Source organism: Streptomyces sp. MAI_2237, assembly GCF_054189285.1.
In genome coordinates this window covers 564,622-581,333 of sequence record NZ_JAJPGQ010000005.1, presented here as the reverse complement: position 1 = coordinate 581,333, position 16,712 = coordinate 564,622, and the positions used below count along the sequence as shown (strand labels likewise).

Here is a 16,712-nt window from a genome sequence, read left to right as displayed (position 1 = left end):
TGCAAGCCTAGGGGCACACCCGCTGACGTGGGTGGTCGCGGCGCTGTCGTTCCGCGCTCAGTCGAACCGGACCACGAGCCGCGCGTACGAGGACCCGTGCAGACCGGCGAGCGTGCGCATCACGTCCCAGACCGCCGCCCACCGGGTCCCCGGCTCGGCGACGCACCTCCGGCTCACCCGGCCGGACGCGTCCGTCTCGTCCCAGTCGGCGGCCTCCAGCCCCGTCCAGCTGATCCAGGTCGTACCGCGTGCGTCGCCGCCCCATGCCCGGAAGGTGGCCGGCAGGCCGTCCGAGGCGTCCGTCGGCAGACCGCTTCCTTCGGCGAGCAGGTGGAAGCCGAAGCTGTTCCGGATGCCGAAGAGGCAGCCGAGAGGGTCGTAGGCGTTGCCGGGGTCGAGGGCCCGGCCCGCCGACCACGCCGCAACCGATTTCCGTCTCCGGCGAGCGCGGTGCCGGAGGTCGCCGGCACCCCTTCGGCGAAAGTGACCGAGATTTTCATGAACGTGAAATCAGTTCGTGGCAGGAGGAGTTCGGGGTTTCCCGAGCGATGTCCCCGGCGCAGAGGGATAACCCTCGATTAGCCCTGACGTCGCTGACATGCCACGGTCAACCTGCCATTCTCCCTCCAACCGCCGCACACACCCCCCACGTTCTCGACACGCAGTCGGTCCCGCACAGCTCGGCTCGTCCCGGTCAGTACGCCCGTCTGTCCGGTCTGTCATCGGCCGCCCCACGCGGCCACCGCAGTAGGAGAACGAGTGAGACCCAATCCCCGCAAGCGGATCGCGGTGGGAGCCCTGCTCTCCACCGCCGCCCTCTTCGCCGTCGGCATCCAGTCGGTCCCGGCGAACGCGCAGCCCGCAGCCCCCCACCCCACCCCCCTCCGCACCGGTGGCCTGGAGGCGAAGCTCTCCCCGGCCCAGCGCACCGCTCTGATCAAGAGCGCGTCCGAGAAGACCGGCGCGACCGCCCGCACCCTCGGCCTGGGCGCCAAGGAGAAGCTGGTCGTCAAGGATGTCGTCAAGGACAACGACGGCACGGTGCACACCCGCTACGAGCGCACCTACGCCGGGCTGCCCGTCCTCGGCGGCGACCTGGTCGTGCACACCCCGCCCGCCTCCCTCGCGGCCGGCACGGTGAGCTCGACGTTCAACAACAAGCACACCATCAAGGTCGCCTCGACCACGGCGGACGTCGCCAAGTCGGCCGCCGAGACGAAGGCCCTCACGGCGGCCAAGGCCCTGGACGCCAAGCAGCCCAAGGCCGACAGCGCCCGCAAGGTCATCTGGGCGGGCACCGGCACCCCGAAGCTGGCCTGGGAGACCGTGGTCAGCGGCTTCCAGGACGACGGCACGCCCAGCAGGCTGCACGTCATCACCGACGCCACCACGGGCAAGGAACTCCACCGCTTCCAGGCGATCGAGACCGGCACCGGCAACACCCAGTACAGCGGCACGGTCACGCTGAACACGACACTGTCGGGCTCGACGTACCAGCTGTACGACACCACGCGCGGCGGTCACAAGACGTACAACCTCAACAACGGCACGTCGGGCACCGGCACCCTGATGACGGACTCCGACGACGTCTGGGGCACCGGTTCCGGCTCCAACACCCAGACCGCCGGCGCGGACGCCGCCTACGGCGCCCAGATGACGTGGGACTTCTACAAGAACACCTTCGGCCGCTCCGGCATCAAGAACGACGGGGTCGCCGCCTACTCCCGCGTCCACTACAGCAGCAGCTACGTCAACGCCTTCTGGGACGACAGCTGCTTCTGCATGACCTACGGCGACGGCTCGGGCGGCACCCACGCGCTCACCTCGCTGGACGTGGCCGGGCACGAGATGAGCCACGGCGTCACCTCCAACACCGCGGGCCTGGACTACAGCGGCGAGTCCGGCGGCCTGAACGAGGCGACCTCCGACATCTTCGGCACGGGCGTGGAGTTCTACGCCAACAACAGCAGCGACGTCGGCGACTACCTCATCGGCGAGAAGATCGACATCAACGGCGACGGCTCGCCGCTGCGTTACATGGACAAGCCGAGCAAGGACGGCGGCTCCGCGGACAGTTGGTACTCGGGCGTCGGCAACCTCGACGTGCACTACTCCTCGGGTCCGGCGAACCACATGTTCTACCTGCTCTCCGAGGGCAGCGGCACCAAGACCATCAACGGCGTCACCTACAACAGCCCGACCTCCGACGGCGTCGCCGTCACCGGCATCGGCAGGGCCGCGGCCCTGCAGATCTGGTACAAGGCGCTGACGACGTACATGACGTCGAGCACCAACTACGCCGGGGCCCGCACCGCCGCGCTGAACGCCGCCGCCGCGCTGTACGGCACCGGCTCCACCCAGTACGCCGGAGTGGGCAACGCCTTCGCCGGTATCAACGTCGGCAGCCACATCACCCCGCCCTCGTCGGGCGTCACGGTCACCAACCCGGGCAGCCAGTCCTCCACCGTCGGCACCGCGGTGAGCCTGCAGATCTCGGCCGGCAGCACCAACAGTGGCTCGCTGTCCTACGCCGCGAGCGGACTGCCGACCGGTCTGTCGATCAACAGCTCCACCGGCGTGATCTCCGGCACCCCGACCACGGCCGGCACCTACAGCTCGACCGTCACGGTGACCGACAGCACGGGTGCCACCGGCACCGCCTCCTTCACCTGGACGGTCAGCTCCAGCGGCGGCGGCACCTGCACCTCCGCCCAGCTCCTGGGCAACCAGGGCTTCGAGTCGGGCAGCACCACCTGGTCGTCCACCAGCGGGGTCATCACCAACTCCACCGGTGAGAGCGCCCACGGCGGCTCGTACTACGCCTGGCTGGACGGCTACGGCTCCAGCCACACCGACACCCTGTCGCAGTCGGTGACCATCCCGAGCGGCTGCAAGGCGACGCTCACCTTCTACCTGCACATCGACACCGCGGAGACCACCAGCAGCACCGCGTACGACAAGCTGACGGTCACCGCCGGTTCGACCACCCTGGCGACGTACTCGAACCTGAACGCCGCCTCCGGCTACGCGCAGAAGTCCTTCAACCTGAGCTCGTTCGCGGGCTCGACCGTCACCCTGAAGTTCAGCGGTGTCGAGGACTCCTCGCTCCAGACCAGCTTCGTCGTGGACGACACCGCCCTGACGACCGGCTGATCCCCTCGCACCAAAAGGGCCTCACCCCCGTGGGTGAGGCCCTTTTGCCGTCAGTTGAACGGGTCGAGCGTCAGATACGCCTGCTGCGGGCTGCCGTCCTGGACGAGCGACTCGTGGTTGCCGACGTCGTCGAAGGCGAACGCGTAGGCCTTGCCGTCGGCCATCTGCGCGTGGATGGCGCGCGCGTACTGGTTGGTCACCGCGTCCTGGTAGAAGTTCGCCGATGAGCTGTCCGGCTGGCTGGGGTTGGTCAGGAGCGTGGTGCGGTTGAAGCCCGCGCACAGGGTGCGCGAAATGGGTCCGCGCACCTGGTCGTTGGGGGCGTCGAGCAGTTTGTGGCAGCCGAAGACGCTGTCCGCGTCCGGCTTCTGGAAGCTGGTGACGACCGCGCCGGAGCCGTTGGTGAAGTTCATGACGCCGCCCGAGACCTTGCCGTAGTACTTGGTGTTGGGCTGGTCGGTGAAGGGAGTGACGGTCAGGGTCGACGAGGCGTACTTCTGCCAGACGCGGTTGATGTAGTCGTCCATGACGGACGCCGGCAGGGCGCCGGACTCCAGCCCGTGGCCCGGGGACAGCGCGCGCAGCACCGTGCCGTCGGAGCGGGTCTGGATCAGCCCCGCCCAGCCGCCGGACCTGCCGCGCAGGTCGTTCAGCACGCCGTTGTACCCGCCCGACTTGAGGTGACCGGTGGAGGCCGTGCTGCCGTCGGCCCGCTGCACGCCCACCGCGTAGGGCGCGGAGAACATGTCGACCTGCGTGCTGTTGATCCACAGCCCGGAGTCGTTGAGGGTGTACTCGGACCAGTTGAAGAGGATGTCGTGGTTGGGGTCGCTCGGGTTCTGCACCGCGGGCTGCACCAGACCGCCGGTGGTCAGCTTGAACACGAGCTTCTGGCCGTAGGAGAAGTAGATCCGGCCGGAGAACTTGGGGATCTGGATCGTCTTCGACTGGCCGGCGGCGGGACCCGGGATCGACGCGTCCGGCGCGGGTGTCGGCGGGTTGCCGCCGGCGGGCCACGCGTGGAAGGTGCCGCTCGCGTCCGCCCAGCCCTGCTGGCCCGTGGAGAGCAGGGTGCCGATCGTGTAGACGTAGACCGCGTCGCCGCGGCCCGAGTTGTTGGTCACCTTCAGCGGGATCGTCGCGGGGACGGCCGCCTCGGCCGTCGATGGCGACTGGACGGCGATCGCCGCGGCGATCAGTGCGGCTGCGGCTGTGGGGGCCGACAGCCGTCGAAGGAGCTTGTGACGCACGCTCCACCTCCGTGTGTGGGGTCACTCGAGGGGTTGGTCCGTACCTGTTTCTGAGAGCGCTCTCAAAGTGACATCCAGGTTGCGTGCATGTCAACAAATTCGCCGTGTGGGAAATGGGGGGGCGCCCGCCGAGCGAACCGGCGGGCACCCGAAGCGACATGTCAGAAGGTGCGTCCCAGGAGGTCGAGCAGCGTGGCCCAGTGCCGCTCCGCGCCCTCCTTGTCGTAGGCGGCCGTGTCCGCCTGCGTGTACCCGTGGTGCGCGCCCGGGTAGACCTCGCACCGGTGGCGCACGCCCGCCGCCGTCAGTGCCTCCTCCAGTCGCTGCTGCTGCTCGGGCGACATGGAGGGGTCCTCGTCGGCGTGACCGAAGTACACCTCGGCGGTGACGTCCGGGATCACCGTGTGCGGGCTGTCCGGTGCGTCCGTGGCCAGGTGACCGCCGTGGAAACCGGCCACCGCCGCGACCCGGTCCGGGTAGGTGCCCGCCGTGTACAGGGCCAGGCGTGCGCCCATGCAGTAGCCGGTCACGGCGACCTTGCCCGCGGCCACCAGCGGGGAGTCGGCCAGCCACCGCAGATACACGCCGGCGTCCCGCTTGGCGAGGTCCGGGGTGTGGGACATCATCACCGGTGCGACCTGCTCCCAGATCTGCGGCCGGGCCGCGGGATCGATGAACTCCGGCAGGTCGAACACCGGTGAACGGCCGTGCCGGTAGAAGACGTTGGGCACCAGCACCGCGTAGCCGGCCTCGGCCAGCCGGCGAGCCATCGACTCCAGGTGCGGACGCAGGCCGAAGGCGTCCATGTAGAGCAGGACGCCGGGGTGCGGCAGGCCGTCGTCGGGATGCGCCACATAGGCGTCCGCGACGCCGTCCTCGGTGGTGATGTCGACGGCTGTTCCCTGTACGGAGGTCATGGGGGGGGTGCCTCTCTGCGTGCTCGGCGACGGCCAACTGTCCGGCCCACGGGCCGGGCCCGGCCATCGTTGCACGCACCACCGACCTGGCCGACAGGACCCCCGGCCGAAGCGGAGCGCCCTATTCGAACCGGGTGACGTCGCCGGCGCCCCGCCGGATGATCTCGGCCTCGCCGCCGGAGAAGTCGATGACGGTGGTCGGTTCGGTGCCGCACTCCCCGGAGTCCACCACCCCGTCGAGCACATGGTCGAGCCGGTCCTTGATCTCCCAGCCCTGCGTCATCGGCTCCTCCTCGTCGGGCAGGAGGAGCGTGCTGGACAGCAGGGGTTCGCCGAGCTCGGCCAGCAGGGCCTGGGTGACGACGTGGTCGGGGATGCGGACGCCGACCGTCTTCTTCTTCGGGTGCTGCAGCATGCGCGGCACCTCCCGGGTCGCCGGCAGGATGAAGGTGTAACTGCCGGGCGTCGACGCCTTGATGGCGCGGAACACGTCGTTGTCGATCCGCACGAACTGGCCGAGCTGCGCGAAGTCCTGGCACACCAGGGTGAAATGGTGCCGGTCGTCCAGGTGGCGGATGGTGCGGATCCGCTCGATCCCGTCACGGCTGCCGAGCCGGCAGCCGAGCGCGTAGCAGGAGTCGGTCGGGTACGCGATGAGCGCACCCGACCGGATGCTCTCCGCGACCTGCGAGATGGTGCGCGGCTGGGGGTTGTCGGGGTGCACGTCGTAGTACTTCGCCATCCGCTGAGCTTATGCCGTGCGCACCTTGGCGACGAACGCGGCGAGGTTCGCCACGGTGCGGCGGATCTTCTCCTCCAGCGTGATCGTCTCGTGCATCCGCGCGCCGGCACCCGCGTCCTTCCGGCCGCGCACGTACAGCGAGCAGGCGAGGTCGTCGCAGAGGTAGGCGCCGACCGAGTTGCCCTGCTGCCCGGCTTTGCCCGCCTTCGGCGCGACAATCAGCGACACGCCGCCGGAATGGACGGTCAGGCATATCGAGCACATGCTGCGCCGCGCCTGCCACGAGCCCGCGGAGGAGGTGCGCAGCACGACGGCCACGGGGCGCGCGTCCAGTGCGGCGGCCAGGTAGGCGCGGTCGGGCGCCTGGGGGTCGCGCCAGCCGAGGTAGTCCAGGTCGTCCCACGGGCGGTCGGCCAGGTCGCGCGGTACGTGCAGCCGCTTCGCCTCGCCCTTGGTGCAGTTCACGAAGGCGGCGCGGATCTCTTGCTCGGTCAGCGGTTCCATAAGGCCACGCTAATTTGCCTAAAGCTTTTAGGCAAACGCATAATCGATGCAGGCGAGGGAAGAGGGCTGATCATGGGACGTGTGGGGCTGACCACGGAACGCGTGGTCCGGGCGGGAGCGGAGCTCGCCGACGAAGTCGGGTTCGAGCAGGTGACCGTCTCGGAGGTGGCCCGGCGCTTCGACGTGAAGGTCGCGAGCCTGTACTCGCACGTAAGGAACTCCCAGGACCTCAAGACCCGCATCGCCCTGTTCGCCCTGGAGGAACTCGCCGACCGGGCGGCCGACGCGGTGGCCGGCCGGGCGGGCAAGGACGCCCTGGTGGCCTTCGCCAACGCCTACCGCGACTACGGCCGCGAACACCCCGGGCGCGCGACGGCGGCCCGCTTCCCCCTCGACCCGGAGACGGCCGCCGCGAGCGCGGGCGTCCGCCACGCCCGCATGACACGGGCGATCCTGCGCGGCTACGACCTCGCTGAACCGGAACAGACGCACGCCGTACGGCTTTTGGGCAGCGTCTTCCACGGTTATTCGAGTCTGGAGACCGCCGGCGGCTTCAGTCACAGCGCCCCCGCCTCCGAGGAGTCCTGGACGCGCGTCCTGGACGCCCTCGACGTTCTGCTGCGCAACTGGCCCGCCACCCCCACCCCTTGATCGACAGGCTGAGGACATGGACACCGAGCACGACTGGATCACCACGCCCGTCACCGCCGAACTGCTGCGCGGCGCGATCGACGTGGAGCACACGGAGCGCGGTCTGCTGCCGCACCGGCTGCCCGCCTGGGCCCGGGACCAGTACGACGACGGGCAGCTGGCGATGGCGGAGTCCCAGCCCTCCGGGGTCCGGTTGGTCTTCCGCACCCGGGCCACCGCCGTCGAACTCGACGCCCTGCCCCTCAAACGCGCCTACACCGGCGCGCCGGCCCGCCCCGACGGCCTCTATGACCTCCTCGTCGACGGCCGCCCGGCCGGTCAGGCATCCGTGGCGGGCGGCGACACCGTCACCATCGACATGAGCACGGGCGGCACCGAACTGCGATCCGGCGAGCCCGGCACCCTCCGCTTCACGGACCTGCCCGACCGCCTCAAGGACATCGAGATCTGGCTCCCGCACAACGAGACCACCAGGCTCGTGGCCCTGCGCACGAACGCTCCCGTCGAATCCGCGCCCGACCACGGCCGCAAGGTCTGGCTCCACCACGGCAGTTCGATCAGCCACGGCTCCGACGCCGCGAGCCCCACCACCACCTGGCCCGCCCTCGCCGCCTCGCTAGCCGGTGTGGAACTGATCAACCTGGGCCTGGCCGGCAGCGCCCTCCTCGACCCCTTCACCGCCCGCACCCTGCGCGACACACCCGCGGACCTGATCAGCGTCAAACTCGGCATCAACGTGGTCAACGCCGACGTGATGCGGCTGCGCGCCTTCACCCCGGCCGTGCACGGCTTCCTCGACACCATCCGCGAGGGCCACCCCACCACGCCCCTGCTGGTCGTCTCGCCCATCCTGTGCCCCATCCACGAGGACACACCGGGTCCCACCGCCTGGGACATGAGCGCGCTGAGCGCCGGCCGCCTTCGTTTCCAGGCGGCGGGAGACCCGGCGGAGCGGGACAGCGGGAAGCTGACCCTGACCGTCATCCGTGAGGAACTGGCCCGGATCGTCGAGCAGCGCGCCGCCGACGACCCGCACCTCTTCCACCTCGACGGCCGCAGCCTGTACGGCGAGGCCGACCACGTCGAACTGCCCCTGCCCGACGACCTCCACCCGGACGCGGCCGCCCATCGGCGCATCGGCGAACGCTTCGCCGACCTGGTCTTCGCCGAGGACGGCGCCTTCGGCAAGAGCGGCGGTTCCTGAATTCCGGCGCGGCGGGACGGTGCGCATACGGCGCTCGGGCACTCGTGGGGTAACGTCCCCGCGACATGCCGAGGCCGATGCGATGCACGAGGAGAAGGGCGACATGACTGGCCCGACGGACGACGCCCGTCCCGCGCGGACGACGGGCGCCGCCGACGCCTCCTGGGCGCGGGAACTGCTGGAGCTGACGCGGCCCGGCGGGCGCGATGTGCACCGGGTCGTCGAATGGCTCGCCCGAACCGTGCGGGGGGCCGCCTGCCTGTACGACGGCGACGGCACCCTCCTCGCCGGAACACCGGTCCCGCTCGACCCCGACCTGGTCACCGACATCACCGCGGGCCGCATCGCCTCCGCCGCCTGGGGCGACCCCGGCCGCCACCTGCGTCTGGTCGGCGTGGGGCTGCCCCACCCCGGCACCTCCGGCGTCCTGGCGGTGTCCCGCACGAGCCCCTTCGACCGGCGGGCCTCGGACATCGTCACCCACACCGCACAGGTTCTCGCACTCCTGCTCCGGGCACGCGAGACGACGCAGGCGGCGCGGCGGCTCCGGCGGGCCACCTCCGACCTGCGTCTGGCCATCCTGCAACTGCTGATGGTGGAGGACACCGTCTCCGCGCGCCGCGTGGCCGCCGGTCTGTGGCCCGGCCTGCTCGACACGGACACCGCGTGCGTCTACGTCCTGGAAGGCGACGTGGGGGAACGCGACCACATCGCCGAGGAGTGTCTCGACGCCACCCGGGAGCGGGCGTTGGTGGTGCGCTGCCCCGCGATGGACGCCCACGTGATCGTCCTGGCCCCGCACGACGACGCCGCCGACGCCCTGCGCTCCCTCACGGCGCGAAGGCCCGGCCTGCTCCTGGGCGGCAGCGCACCGCAGAGCCTCGCCCGCACCGCCACCGCGTACGGACAGGCCGTCAGCGCGCTCGCCGTGGCCCGCTTCCGCCCCGACAAACAGGCCGTCTACGCCGAACGCACCCACCCCGAACGCCTGATGGACCCCTCCGTGCTGCGTGTGTGGACCGCCTCGCTGCTGGAACCGCTCGACGCCCTGACCCACCACACCCGTGCCGAGCTGCTGGCCACCTCCCGGCTCGGCCTGGAGTTCACCGCCGTGAGCGCCGCCAAGGTCCTCGGCGTCAGCCGCAACACCGTCCGCGCCCGCATGGAGCGCGTCGAGGCGCTGCTGGACGCGGACTTCTCCGACCTCACCGCCCGCGCCGTGGTCCACCTTGCGCTCAACACCCAGGTCGGCCTGGCCGACGACGACCGCCGGCCCGACCCCGCCGAGGCCGACCGAGCCCGGCTCGGCGACCTGCTCGCCGGCCCGGCACTGCGCACCTGGGCCCACGACCTGCTCACCCGCCTGGAGACGGACGCCCGCGACCTGCGGCGCACCCTGCGCACCTGGATCGCGTCCGGAGCCAACGCCGAGCGGGCGGCCCAGTGCCTCGGCATGCACGCGCAGACCGTCCGCGACCATGTGCGCAGCGCGGAATGCGTCCTCGAACGCCAGCTCCTGACCGGCGGCAGCGACCTCTACGAGGTCGTCCTCGCCCACCTCGCGCTCGGCGACCTGGACGAGCCGCCCCTCCACGGTACGAAGCGGGGCCATTCGGGCTCACCTGTGCACGGGTGAGCCTCGCGGTGCTCGCAGCGGGCACGGACGCGGTACCGGACGGATCCGCAGGTCACGTAAGTTCGGCAGACAGCAGGGCGCGACCGGGACGGGGGACTGGTCGCGCCCTTCGTGCGTTTCCGGGCCGGTGCGAGCACTGTCTCTCCAACGTTGTGTACCGCATTTGTAGCGCATGATTCGATCGTCGCGACGCGTGAATCCTTCGCCAGGTCTTGTCCTCGCCGCTTTTTCTGTCGTACGGTCCGATTGTTCGACTGTTCGCGCCCACGCCCCGAGGTGAACCATGGACCGCTCCCGCCTGCAGGACCTGCTGGCCCGCGAGACGGCGGAGGCCGTACGCCGCTGCCCGCGTTCGAAGGACGCCTACGGGCGCGCCGACCACCTCTTCGGACGGGTGCCGATGACGTGGATGAACAAGACCGCCGGCTCCTTCCCGCGCTATCTGGCGGCCGCCCGGGGCGCCCGGGTCACGGACATCGACGGGCACGAGTACATCGACTTCTGCCTCGGCGACACGGGCGCGATGACCGGGCACTCGCCGGCGGCCGTGGCCGACGCCGTCCAGCACCGGTTCACCGACCTGGGCGGCGCCACCGCGATGCTGCCGACGGAGGACGCCGAGTGGGTCGGCGCGGAGCTGACCCGCCGCTTCGGACTGGCCCGCTGGAGCTTCTCGCTGACGGCGACCGACGCCAACCGATGGGCGATCCGGCTCGCCCGCGCCGTCACCGGACGCCCCAAGATCCTCTTCAACAGCTACAGCTACCACGGCAGCGTCGACGAGTCCCTCATCGTGGTCGGCCCCGACGGCCGGGGAGAGGCCCGCCCCGGCAACGTCGGCGCCCCGTGCGACGTCACCCTCACCAGCCGCGTCGCCGAGTTCAACGACCTGGAGCAGCTGGAGCGCGAACTCGCCCACGGCGACGTGGCCGCCGTTCTCATGGAACCGGCCCTGACCAACATCGGCATCGTGCTGCCCGAGCCCGGATACCTCGAAGGCGTCCGCGAGCTGACCCGCCGTCACGGCACCCTGCTGATCAACGACGAGACCCACACTTTCTCCGCCGGCCCCGGCGGCTGCACCGCGGCCTGGGGCCTGGACCCGGACCTGCTCACCATCGGCAAGGCGATCGGCGGCGGCATCCCGGCCGGCGCCTACGGCCTGTCCGCCGAGCTCGCCGACCGGCTGCTGGGCCGTACCGACCTCGACCTGATCGACATGGGCGGCGTCGGCGGCACCCTCGCAGGCAACGCCCTGTCGGTGGCCGCGATGCGGGCCACCCTCGAACACGTCCTGACGGACGACGCGTTCGCCCACATGTCGAAGCTCTCCGAACGTTTCGAGGCGGGCGTCCGCGCGGGCATCGACGCCCACGGCCTGCCCTGGACGGTCAGCCGCCTCGGCGCCCGCACCGAGTACCGCTTCGCCTCCCCGGCGCCGCGCACCGGCACCGAGTCCGCGGCCGCCGCCGACGCCGTCCTGGAGGACTTCCTCCACCTCTACCTGGCCAACCGGGGCATCCTCCTGACGCCGTTCCACAACATGGCCCTCATGTGCCCCGACACCACCGAGCAGGACGTCGACACCCACACCGAGCACTTCGCCGCCGCGCTGGCAGAACTGATGTCCTGAAGGACGTGCACGGGCCGACCGGCGCCACGAGCCGCCGCGGATAGGGTCGGACGAGCCGACCGGACGAGGGAGAACGAGGAACGTGGACGAGATCGACCGGGCCATCCTGCGCGAACTGCAGACCGACGGCCGTATCGCCTACGCCGACCTCGGCCCCAAGGTCGGCCTGTCCGCGTCGGCGGCCCGCCAGCGCCTGCAGCGGCTGCTGGACACCAAGACCGTCCAAGTCGTGGGCGTCACCGACCCGATGTCCATGGGCGGGCAGGCCATGGCCCTGCTCGGCATCGCCGTCGACGGCGACCCGCGCGCGGTCGCCGACGAACTCGCCCGGCGGGAGGAGGTCGTCTACGCGGTGCTGACCTCCGGCGGCTTCGACCTGTTCGCCGAGGTCGTCGCACCCGGCCCGCGCGAACTCCTCGACTTCGTCAACGACGTCGTACGGCCCGTCGAGGGCGTCCGGCAGATCCAGTCGTTCCCGTACTTCGGCATCCACACGCACCGATTCCTCTGGGACGTCGGCTGATTGCCCGGCGTGGGACGGGTACTCGGACCTCTCCGGAACGACAACCGCTGGAGGAGGGTTCTGATGACCAGCAGCACGGAGACCGGCGGCGTGACCGGTACGCCGGACAAGGACTACAACCTCATCTGGTACGTCGAGGCGTGCCTGAGCAACGCCCTGCGCCTGGAGAACTACATCCAGGACGCCGAGCGCGAGAAGGACAGCGAGGTGGCCGACCTGTTCCGCAAGGCGCAGGCGGACAGCCGCAAGGGCGCCGAACTCGGCAAGAACCTGCTGCGCGCACGCCTCAACGGCGGCTGATCGACGCCGCCCGCACCGGGCCCGGACGCCGTGCACGCCACGGCGCCGGGCCTTCGACGCGTCCGGTGTCCGGCAGGGGAGCCGGCCGGCGCGGGTGTGGCAGATCCCACGCGTCCTGGCGGCCGAGAGGCATGTCGTCGCGGCGGGGCCGGAGGTTACCGTCTTCGCACAGCTCCCTCGCAGTACGGACGGCCAGCAGTGCTCACTGACCTCTCCCCGCTCATCGCCGCGACCGCGGAATGGCTCACGCGCGCCTACCCGGCGAGCGGCGGCGCGCTCGCCTCCGCGCTCTGCGAGGTACAGGCACGCCAGGCGGTGACGGTCGCCGCGTGGCTGCGCTACCCGACCGCGACGGACGCCGCGCTCGTCGGCATCGCCGGGCCCGGCGGATCCGGCCGGCTCGACTGGATCACGGGCGCCGACGCCGGCACGCACTCCGGCGACGACGCGCACGCCTGGCGCACCTGGGTCGACGAGGTCGTGGCGAGCTGGGCGGCCGCGCTGCTGACCGACCCGGAGCTGGCCCGCCTCGCGGTGACCGCGCTCGCCGAGGGCGGTCACACCACCGGCACACCGGTCCGCTTCCGCCGCCTCCTCGCGCCCGACGCCACCGACCGGCGTGCCGCGGCCCTCCTGCGCCACCCCGATCTGCTCGCTCCCGTCGCCTCGCTCCACCAGGACCAGCTCATGGACCTGCTCAAGCCCGGCCGGGCCCTCATCGCCTGACGGGGCGGAAACGCACACCCGTGGGGGCCCGCCGTATGCTCGGCGGGCCCCCACGGGTGTGACGCGGCGCGGCGTGCGTCAGTGGTCGAGCTTGCCGCGGCCGCTGAGCGCGTCGCGCATCCGGTCGACCAGGCCCGCGCCCGGCGCCAGAAGCTTGTTCGCCGGAGGGGTGTCCGGTGCGGAGGGGTGGGGCCGGGTCGGCGCCATCTTCTTGGCCTGACGGATCTTGTCGCCGAGCTTGTCCAGCGCCTCCGGAGGACACGCTGCACGCAACTTCGGGAACAGGTTCTGCTCCTCGTCGGCGATGTGAGAACGGACCTCCGTCATCAGCTTCCCGATGAGCCGGTCGAACTCACCGTGGTCCGCCTCGCAGCTCTCCAGGTCCTTCATGAGCTGCTCGGCCTCGGAGTGGTCCTCGATCTCCTTGTCCGCGATGGCGTTCCCGCCCGCGACGTGCTCGCGCACGGCCGGGTAGAGGTACTCCTCCTCGGCGACCGAGTGCCGAATGAGCTCCATCGTGGCCTGATCGGCGTACACCTTGCGGTCCTTGTGTCCCATCGGCAGGGCCTCGATCCGGCCGAAGATCTCCTCGACCTCGCGATGGTCGGTCATCAGCTCGTCGATGACGTTTCCGCCGTGTCCCATGCTCTTCACCTCCAGCCAGGAAGTGGCGGCTCCCGGTCCGGATCCGCCACGGCCATCGAGTGCCCTGGCGTCCGGCGAGCTAACGCACCGCTTCCGAAGCGGTGCTCTTGGTGTGGTGTCCCTCCTCCTTGGAACCCGGCTCCACGACATCGACGCGGAGGGCGAAGGGGAGGCCGACGTGGGGCACGCTGTGGACGAGGCGGTCGGACGAGTGGCGGGCGAGGTGGCCGTACGGGCGGACCGGCTGTGGGAGACGGCACGGACGCTGCACGGCGATCCCGAGTACGCGTTCGCGGAACACCGGGCGGCCGAGTTGCTGAGCGGAGAACTCGAACGGGAGGGGTTCACCGTCGAGCGCGACCTGGCCGGTCTGCCCACCGCGTTCGCCGCCCGGTCGGGCACGCCCCGGCGGCCCGCCGTCGCCCTGCTGCTCGAGTACGACGCCCTGCCCGGGCTCGGGCACGCCTGCGGCCACAACCTCATCGCCGCCGCCGGTCTCGGAGCCGCCCTCGCGGCCCGGGCCGTGCTGGGCGACGGGGACGGCACCGTGTGGGCCGTCGGGACACCCGCCGAGGAGGGCGGGGGCGGCAAGGTCATCGAGACCGACGCGGGCGTCTTCGACGACCTCGACGCCGCGCTGATGTTCCATCCGGGGGTCCACGACTGGCGGTGGGCGCCGCTGACCGCCCAGGCGCAGTACCGCGTCGGCTTCCACGGGCGCGCCGCGCACCCCACCGGCAACCCGACCGAGGGCATCGACGCCCTCGCCGCGCTCATCCAGCTGTTCAACACCCTCGCGGTCGTCGAGCGGCGGCTGCCGCAGGGCTCGCACGTCCAGGGCATCATCACCGACGGCGGCCGGGCGACGAACATCGTTCCCGAATACGCCGAAGGGCTCTTCGGGCTGCGCGCCGCGACGACCGCCGGTCTGGAGGACCTCGCGGGCGAGCTGCTGACCTGCGCGCACGGGGTGGCCCGGGCGACCGACACGACCGTCACGGTCGAGCGCGCCACGCCCCGCTACGAGCACTTCCGCGACAGCGGCGTCCTGTCCGGGCGGTTCGCCCACCACCTGTCCCATGCGGGCATCGACCTCACGCCTCCGCAGCCCGGCGTGTTCCTGGGCTCCTCCGATATCGGCAACGTCAGCGGCCGCGTCCCCGCGATCCACCCCTTCGTCGCCGTCATGGACGAGGACGGCTCCGACCACACCCCCGAGTTCGCGGCCGCAGCGGCGTCCGACCGAGGCCGCCGCGTGATGCTGGCGGCCACGGAGGCGCTCGCCTGCACGGCGGTGGAACTCCTGCTCTCCCCGGACCTGCGCGACCGAGCCTGGTCCGAACACGAACGCCACACCGTCGCGCCAGTGGGGTGAGCGGCGCAGAGGCTACGAGCGGTGCCGGGCCACGGTGACCGGGGCGTCGCGGGTGCCCTTTGCCGAGGCGAGCGGGTCCGAAGCGTAGGCGCTGCCCAGGTACGCGTGCGTTCTGCGGCCGGTCACCGTGTTGCGGTGGGTGGGGCTGTGGCACGCGTGCGCTCCGCGGCCGGCGTGCCGTCGTCGCCCCTCTGGTCGCTCACGCGCCGTCGGCCCCGGCCGGGTTGCCGCGTGATGGCGCTGCTGTCGGGCGCGGTGGTGTGGCCTCGCCGTCGCTTATGCGCTGTCGGTTCGGCGGGGTTGAGGTCGCTGCCGCGTGATGGCGCTGCTGTAGGGCGCGGCGGTGCGGCCTCGCCGTCGCTTATGCGCTGTCGGTTCGGCGGGGTTGAGGTCGCTGCCGCGTGATGGCGCTGCTGTAGGGCGCGGCGGTGTGGCCTCGCCGTCGCTCACGCGCCGTCGGCTCGGCCGGGTTTGCCGTTGCTGCCGCGCGATGGCGCTGTGGCAGGCCACGGCGGTGCGGGCCTCACCCACCCGCCCCCGCGCGGGTGACCCCGACCGGGTTGCCGTGCGGGAGGAGGCCGGACGTGGCGACCGTGGTTGCCAGCGGGTCGAGCAGGTCGGCCAGGCGGGCGGTGCCGTCCTGGCCCAGTGCCCTCCACGGCGCCTCGGCCACCGCGTCGGTCTGCGCCTCGATCGCCGCGCGCCCGGTGACACCCGCGGGGGTCAGGGCTCCGGCCTCGTCGAGCCAGCCCCGCTCCCGCAGCTGCGCCTCGGCCGCTCGCCAGTCCGCCGGGTCCCACTTGCGGCCCTCCCGCAGCAGCGCCGCGTCGGACTCCCCGGCGGCCGCCTTGAGCACCATCGCCTCCACGGGGGCGACGCCGTGGCCGACCAGGGTGGCGACATGCCCGTCGCCGCGGTGCTCCCGCAGCGTGGTCAGGGCCTGCCAGAGCCTCGTGTGGGGTCGCCGGGGCCGGTCGAGGGCCTGGTTGGCGGCGGCCAGCGGCCGGCCTGCCGTGTCCGCGGCCTCGGCTGCCCGCCACGCCAGTTCCGCCGCCTCCGTCATGAACGCGGAGGAGACGACGTCGGTGCCGAGCAGGCGCGTCATGGCCGCGTCCATCGCCTCTTCCCGTGCGTCGAGGACGTCGCCCGGAGCGGCGTACCGCCAGGCGTCCGGCAGGGCCCGCGCGACCCGGTCGGGGTGGAAGACGTAGAAGCACGCGGTGACGACCGGGGCGGACACCGGCCCCAAGGGTGCCGCGCGCAGCGCGAAGTAGCCCATCCAGAACCCGCGCATCCCGAGTCCGTCCGCGGCCTGGCGGGCCTCGGGCGCGAAGTACACGAGATCGTGGACCGGCTCGTACCGCCCCCACATGGCCCGTGCCGCCTGCGTCACCATCCCAGCTTCCTCCCGCTCGCCCGGTCGCCCGCTCAGGAGGCAGCATCTGTCATGACA

General features: G+C 71.6%; 15 protein-coding genes. 9 read left to right on the top strand and 6 right to left on the bottom strand.

Annotation, left to right across the window (positions count from 1 at the left end; translation table 11 throughout):
• Nucleotides 1-759: 759 nt before the first annotated feature.
• Complete coding sequence (locus LN251_RS30975) at nt 760-3,153, top strand: M4 family metallopeptidase (RefSeq protein WP_458247465.1); 2,394 nt, start codon at nt 760-762, stop codon at nt 3,151-3,153.
• A 50-nt stretch (nt 3,154-3,203) separates the two neighbouring features.
• Here the strand turns inward: LN251_RS30975 and LN251_RS30970 are convergent, their stop codons facing one another.
• From LN251_RS30970 to LN251_RS30955, 4 genes are all read right to left on the bottom strand, one after another.
• Nucleotides 3,204-4,403, bottom strand: coding sequence for a glycoside hydrolase family 64 protein (locus tag LN251_RS30970; RefSeq protein WP_458247464.1), 1,200 nt, complete (start codon nt 4,401-4,403; stop codon nt 3,204-3,206).
• A gap of 161 nt (nt 4,404-4,564) precedes the next feature.
• Nucleotides 4,565-5,320, bottom strand: coding sequence for a dienelactone hydrolase family protein (locus LN251_RS30965; RefSeq protein WP_458247463.1), 756 nt, complete (start codon nt 5,318-5,320; stop codon nt 4,565-4,567).
• A gap of 121 nt (nt 5,321-5,441) precedes the next feature.
• A complete protein-coding gene (locus LN251_RS30960; RefSeq protein ID WP_249837811.1) occupies nt 5,442-6,062 on the bottom strand; it encodes an L-threonylcarbamoyladenylate synthase in 621 nt (206 codons plus the stop codon).
• A 9-nt stretch (nt 6,063-6,071) separates the two neighbouring features.
• A complete protein-coding gene (locus LN251_RS30955; RefSeq protein WP_458247462.1) occupies nt 6,072-6,566 on the bottom strand; it encodes an FBP domain-containing protein in 495 nt (164 codons plus the stop codon).
• 72 nt (nt 6,567-6,638) lie between these two features.
• Between LN251_RS30955 and LN251_RS30950 the strand changes: the two genes are divergently transcribed.
• From LN251_RS30950 to LN251_RS30920, 7 genes are all read left to right on the top strand, one after another.
• A complete protein-coding gene (locus LN251_RS30950; RefSeq protein WP_458247461.1) occupies nt 6,639-7,217 on the top strand; it encodes a TetR/AcrR family transcriptional regulator in 579 nt (192 codons plus the stop codon).
• A gap of 16 nt (nt 7,218-7,233) precedes the next feature.
• Nucleotides 7,234-8,421 carry a GDSL-type esterase/lipase family protein gene (locus LN251_RS30945; RefSeq protein ID WP_458247460.1) on the top strand — a complete coding sequence of 396 codons (1,188 nt, stop codon included), beginning with the start codon at nt 7,234-7,236 and terminating at the stop codon, nt 8,419-8,421.
• Nucleotides 8,422-8,524: 103 nt separating this feature from the next.
• Nucleotides 8,525-10,057, top strand: coding sequence for a helix-turn-helix domain-containing protein (locus LN251_RS30940; RefSeq protein ID WP_458247459.1), 1,533 nt, complete (start codon nt 8,525-8,527; stop codon nt 10,055-10,057).
• A gap of 283 nt (nt 10,058-10,340) precedes the next feature.
• Nucleotides 10,341-11,690: a transaminase gene (locus LN251_RS30935; protein ID WP_458247458.1), complete on the top strand. Its 1,350-nt coding sequence runs from the start codon at nt 10,341-10,343 to the stop codon at nt 11,688-11,690.
• A gap of 82 nt (nt 11,691-11,772) precedes the next feature.
• Nucleotides 11,773-12,213: an Lrp/AsnC family transcriptional regulator gene (locus tag LN251_RS30930; protein WP_383679131.1), complete on the top strand. Its 441-nt coding sequence runs from the start codon at nt 11,773-11,775 to the stop codon at nt 12,211-12,213.
• A gap of 63 nt (nt 12,214-12,276) precedes the next feature.
• Nucleotides 12,277-12,513, top strand: coding sequence for a hypothetical protein (locus LN251_RS30925; RefSeq protein ID WP_458247457.1), 237 nt, complete (start codon nt 12,277-12,279; stop codon nt 12,511-12,513).
• 198 nt (nt 12,514-12,711) lie between these two features.
• Entirely contained in the window at nt 12,712-13,239 is a 528-nt protein-coding gene (locus LN251_RS30920) for a hypothetical protein (RefSeq protein ID WP_458247456.1), read from the top strand.
• 78 nt (nt 13,240-13,317) lie between these two features.
• On the opposite strand, the gene LN251_RS30915 is transcribed toward LN251_RS30920, so the two are convergent.
• Entirely contained in the window at nt 13,318-13,884 is a 567-nt protein-coding gene (locus LN251_RS30915) for a hemerythrin domain-containing protein (RefSeq protein ID WP_458247455.1), read from the bottom strand.
• A gap of 178 nt (nt 13,885-14,062) precedes the next feature.
• Between LN251_RS30915 and LN251_RS30910 the strand changes: the two genes are divergently transcribed.
• Complete coding sequence (locus tag LN251_RS30910; RefSeq protein ID WP_458248201.1) at nt 14,063-15,259, top strand: amidohydrolase; 1,197 nt, start codon at nt 14,063-14,065, stop codon at nt 15,257-15,259.
• A 523-nt stretch (nt 15,260-15,782) separates the two neighbouring features.
• On the opposite strand, the gene LN251_RS30905 is transcribed toward LN251_RS30910, so the two are convergent.
• Nucleotides 15,783-16,655 (bottom strand): SCO6745 family protein, encoded by an 873-nt coding sequence (locus LN251_RS30905; RefSeq protein WP_458247454.1) that lies wholly within the window; start codon nt 16,653-16,655, stop codon nt 15,783-15,785.
• Between the last annotated feature and the right edge of the window lie 57 nt (nt 16,656-16,712).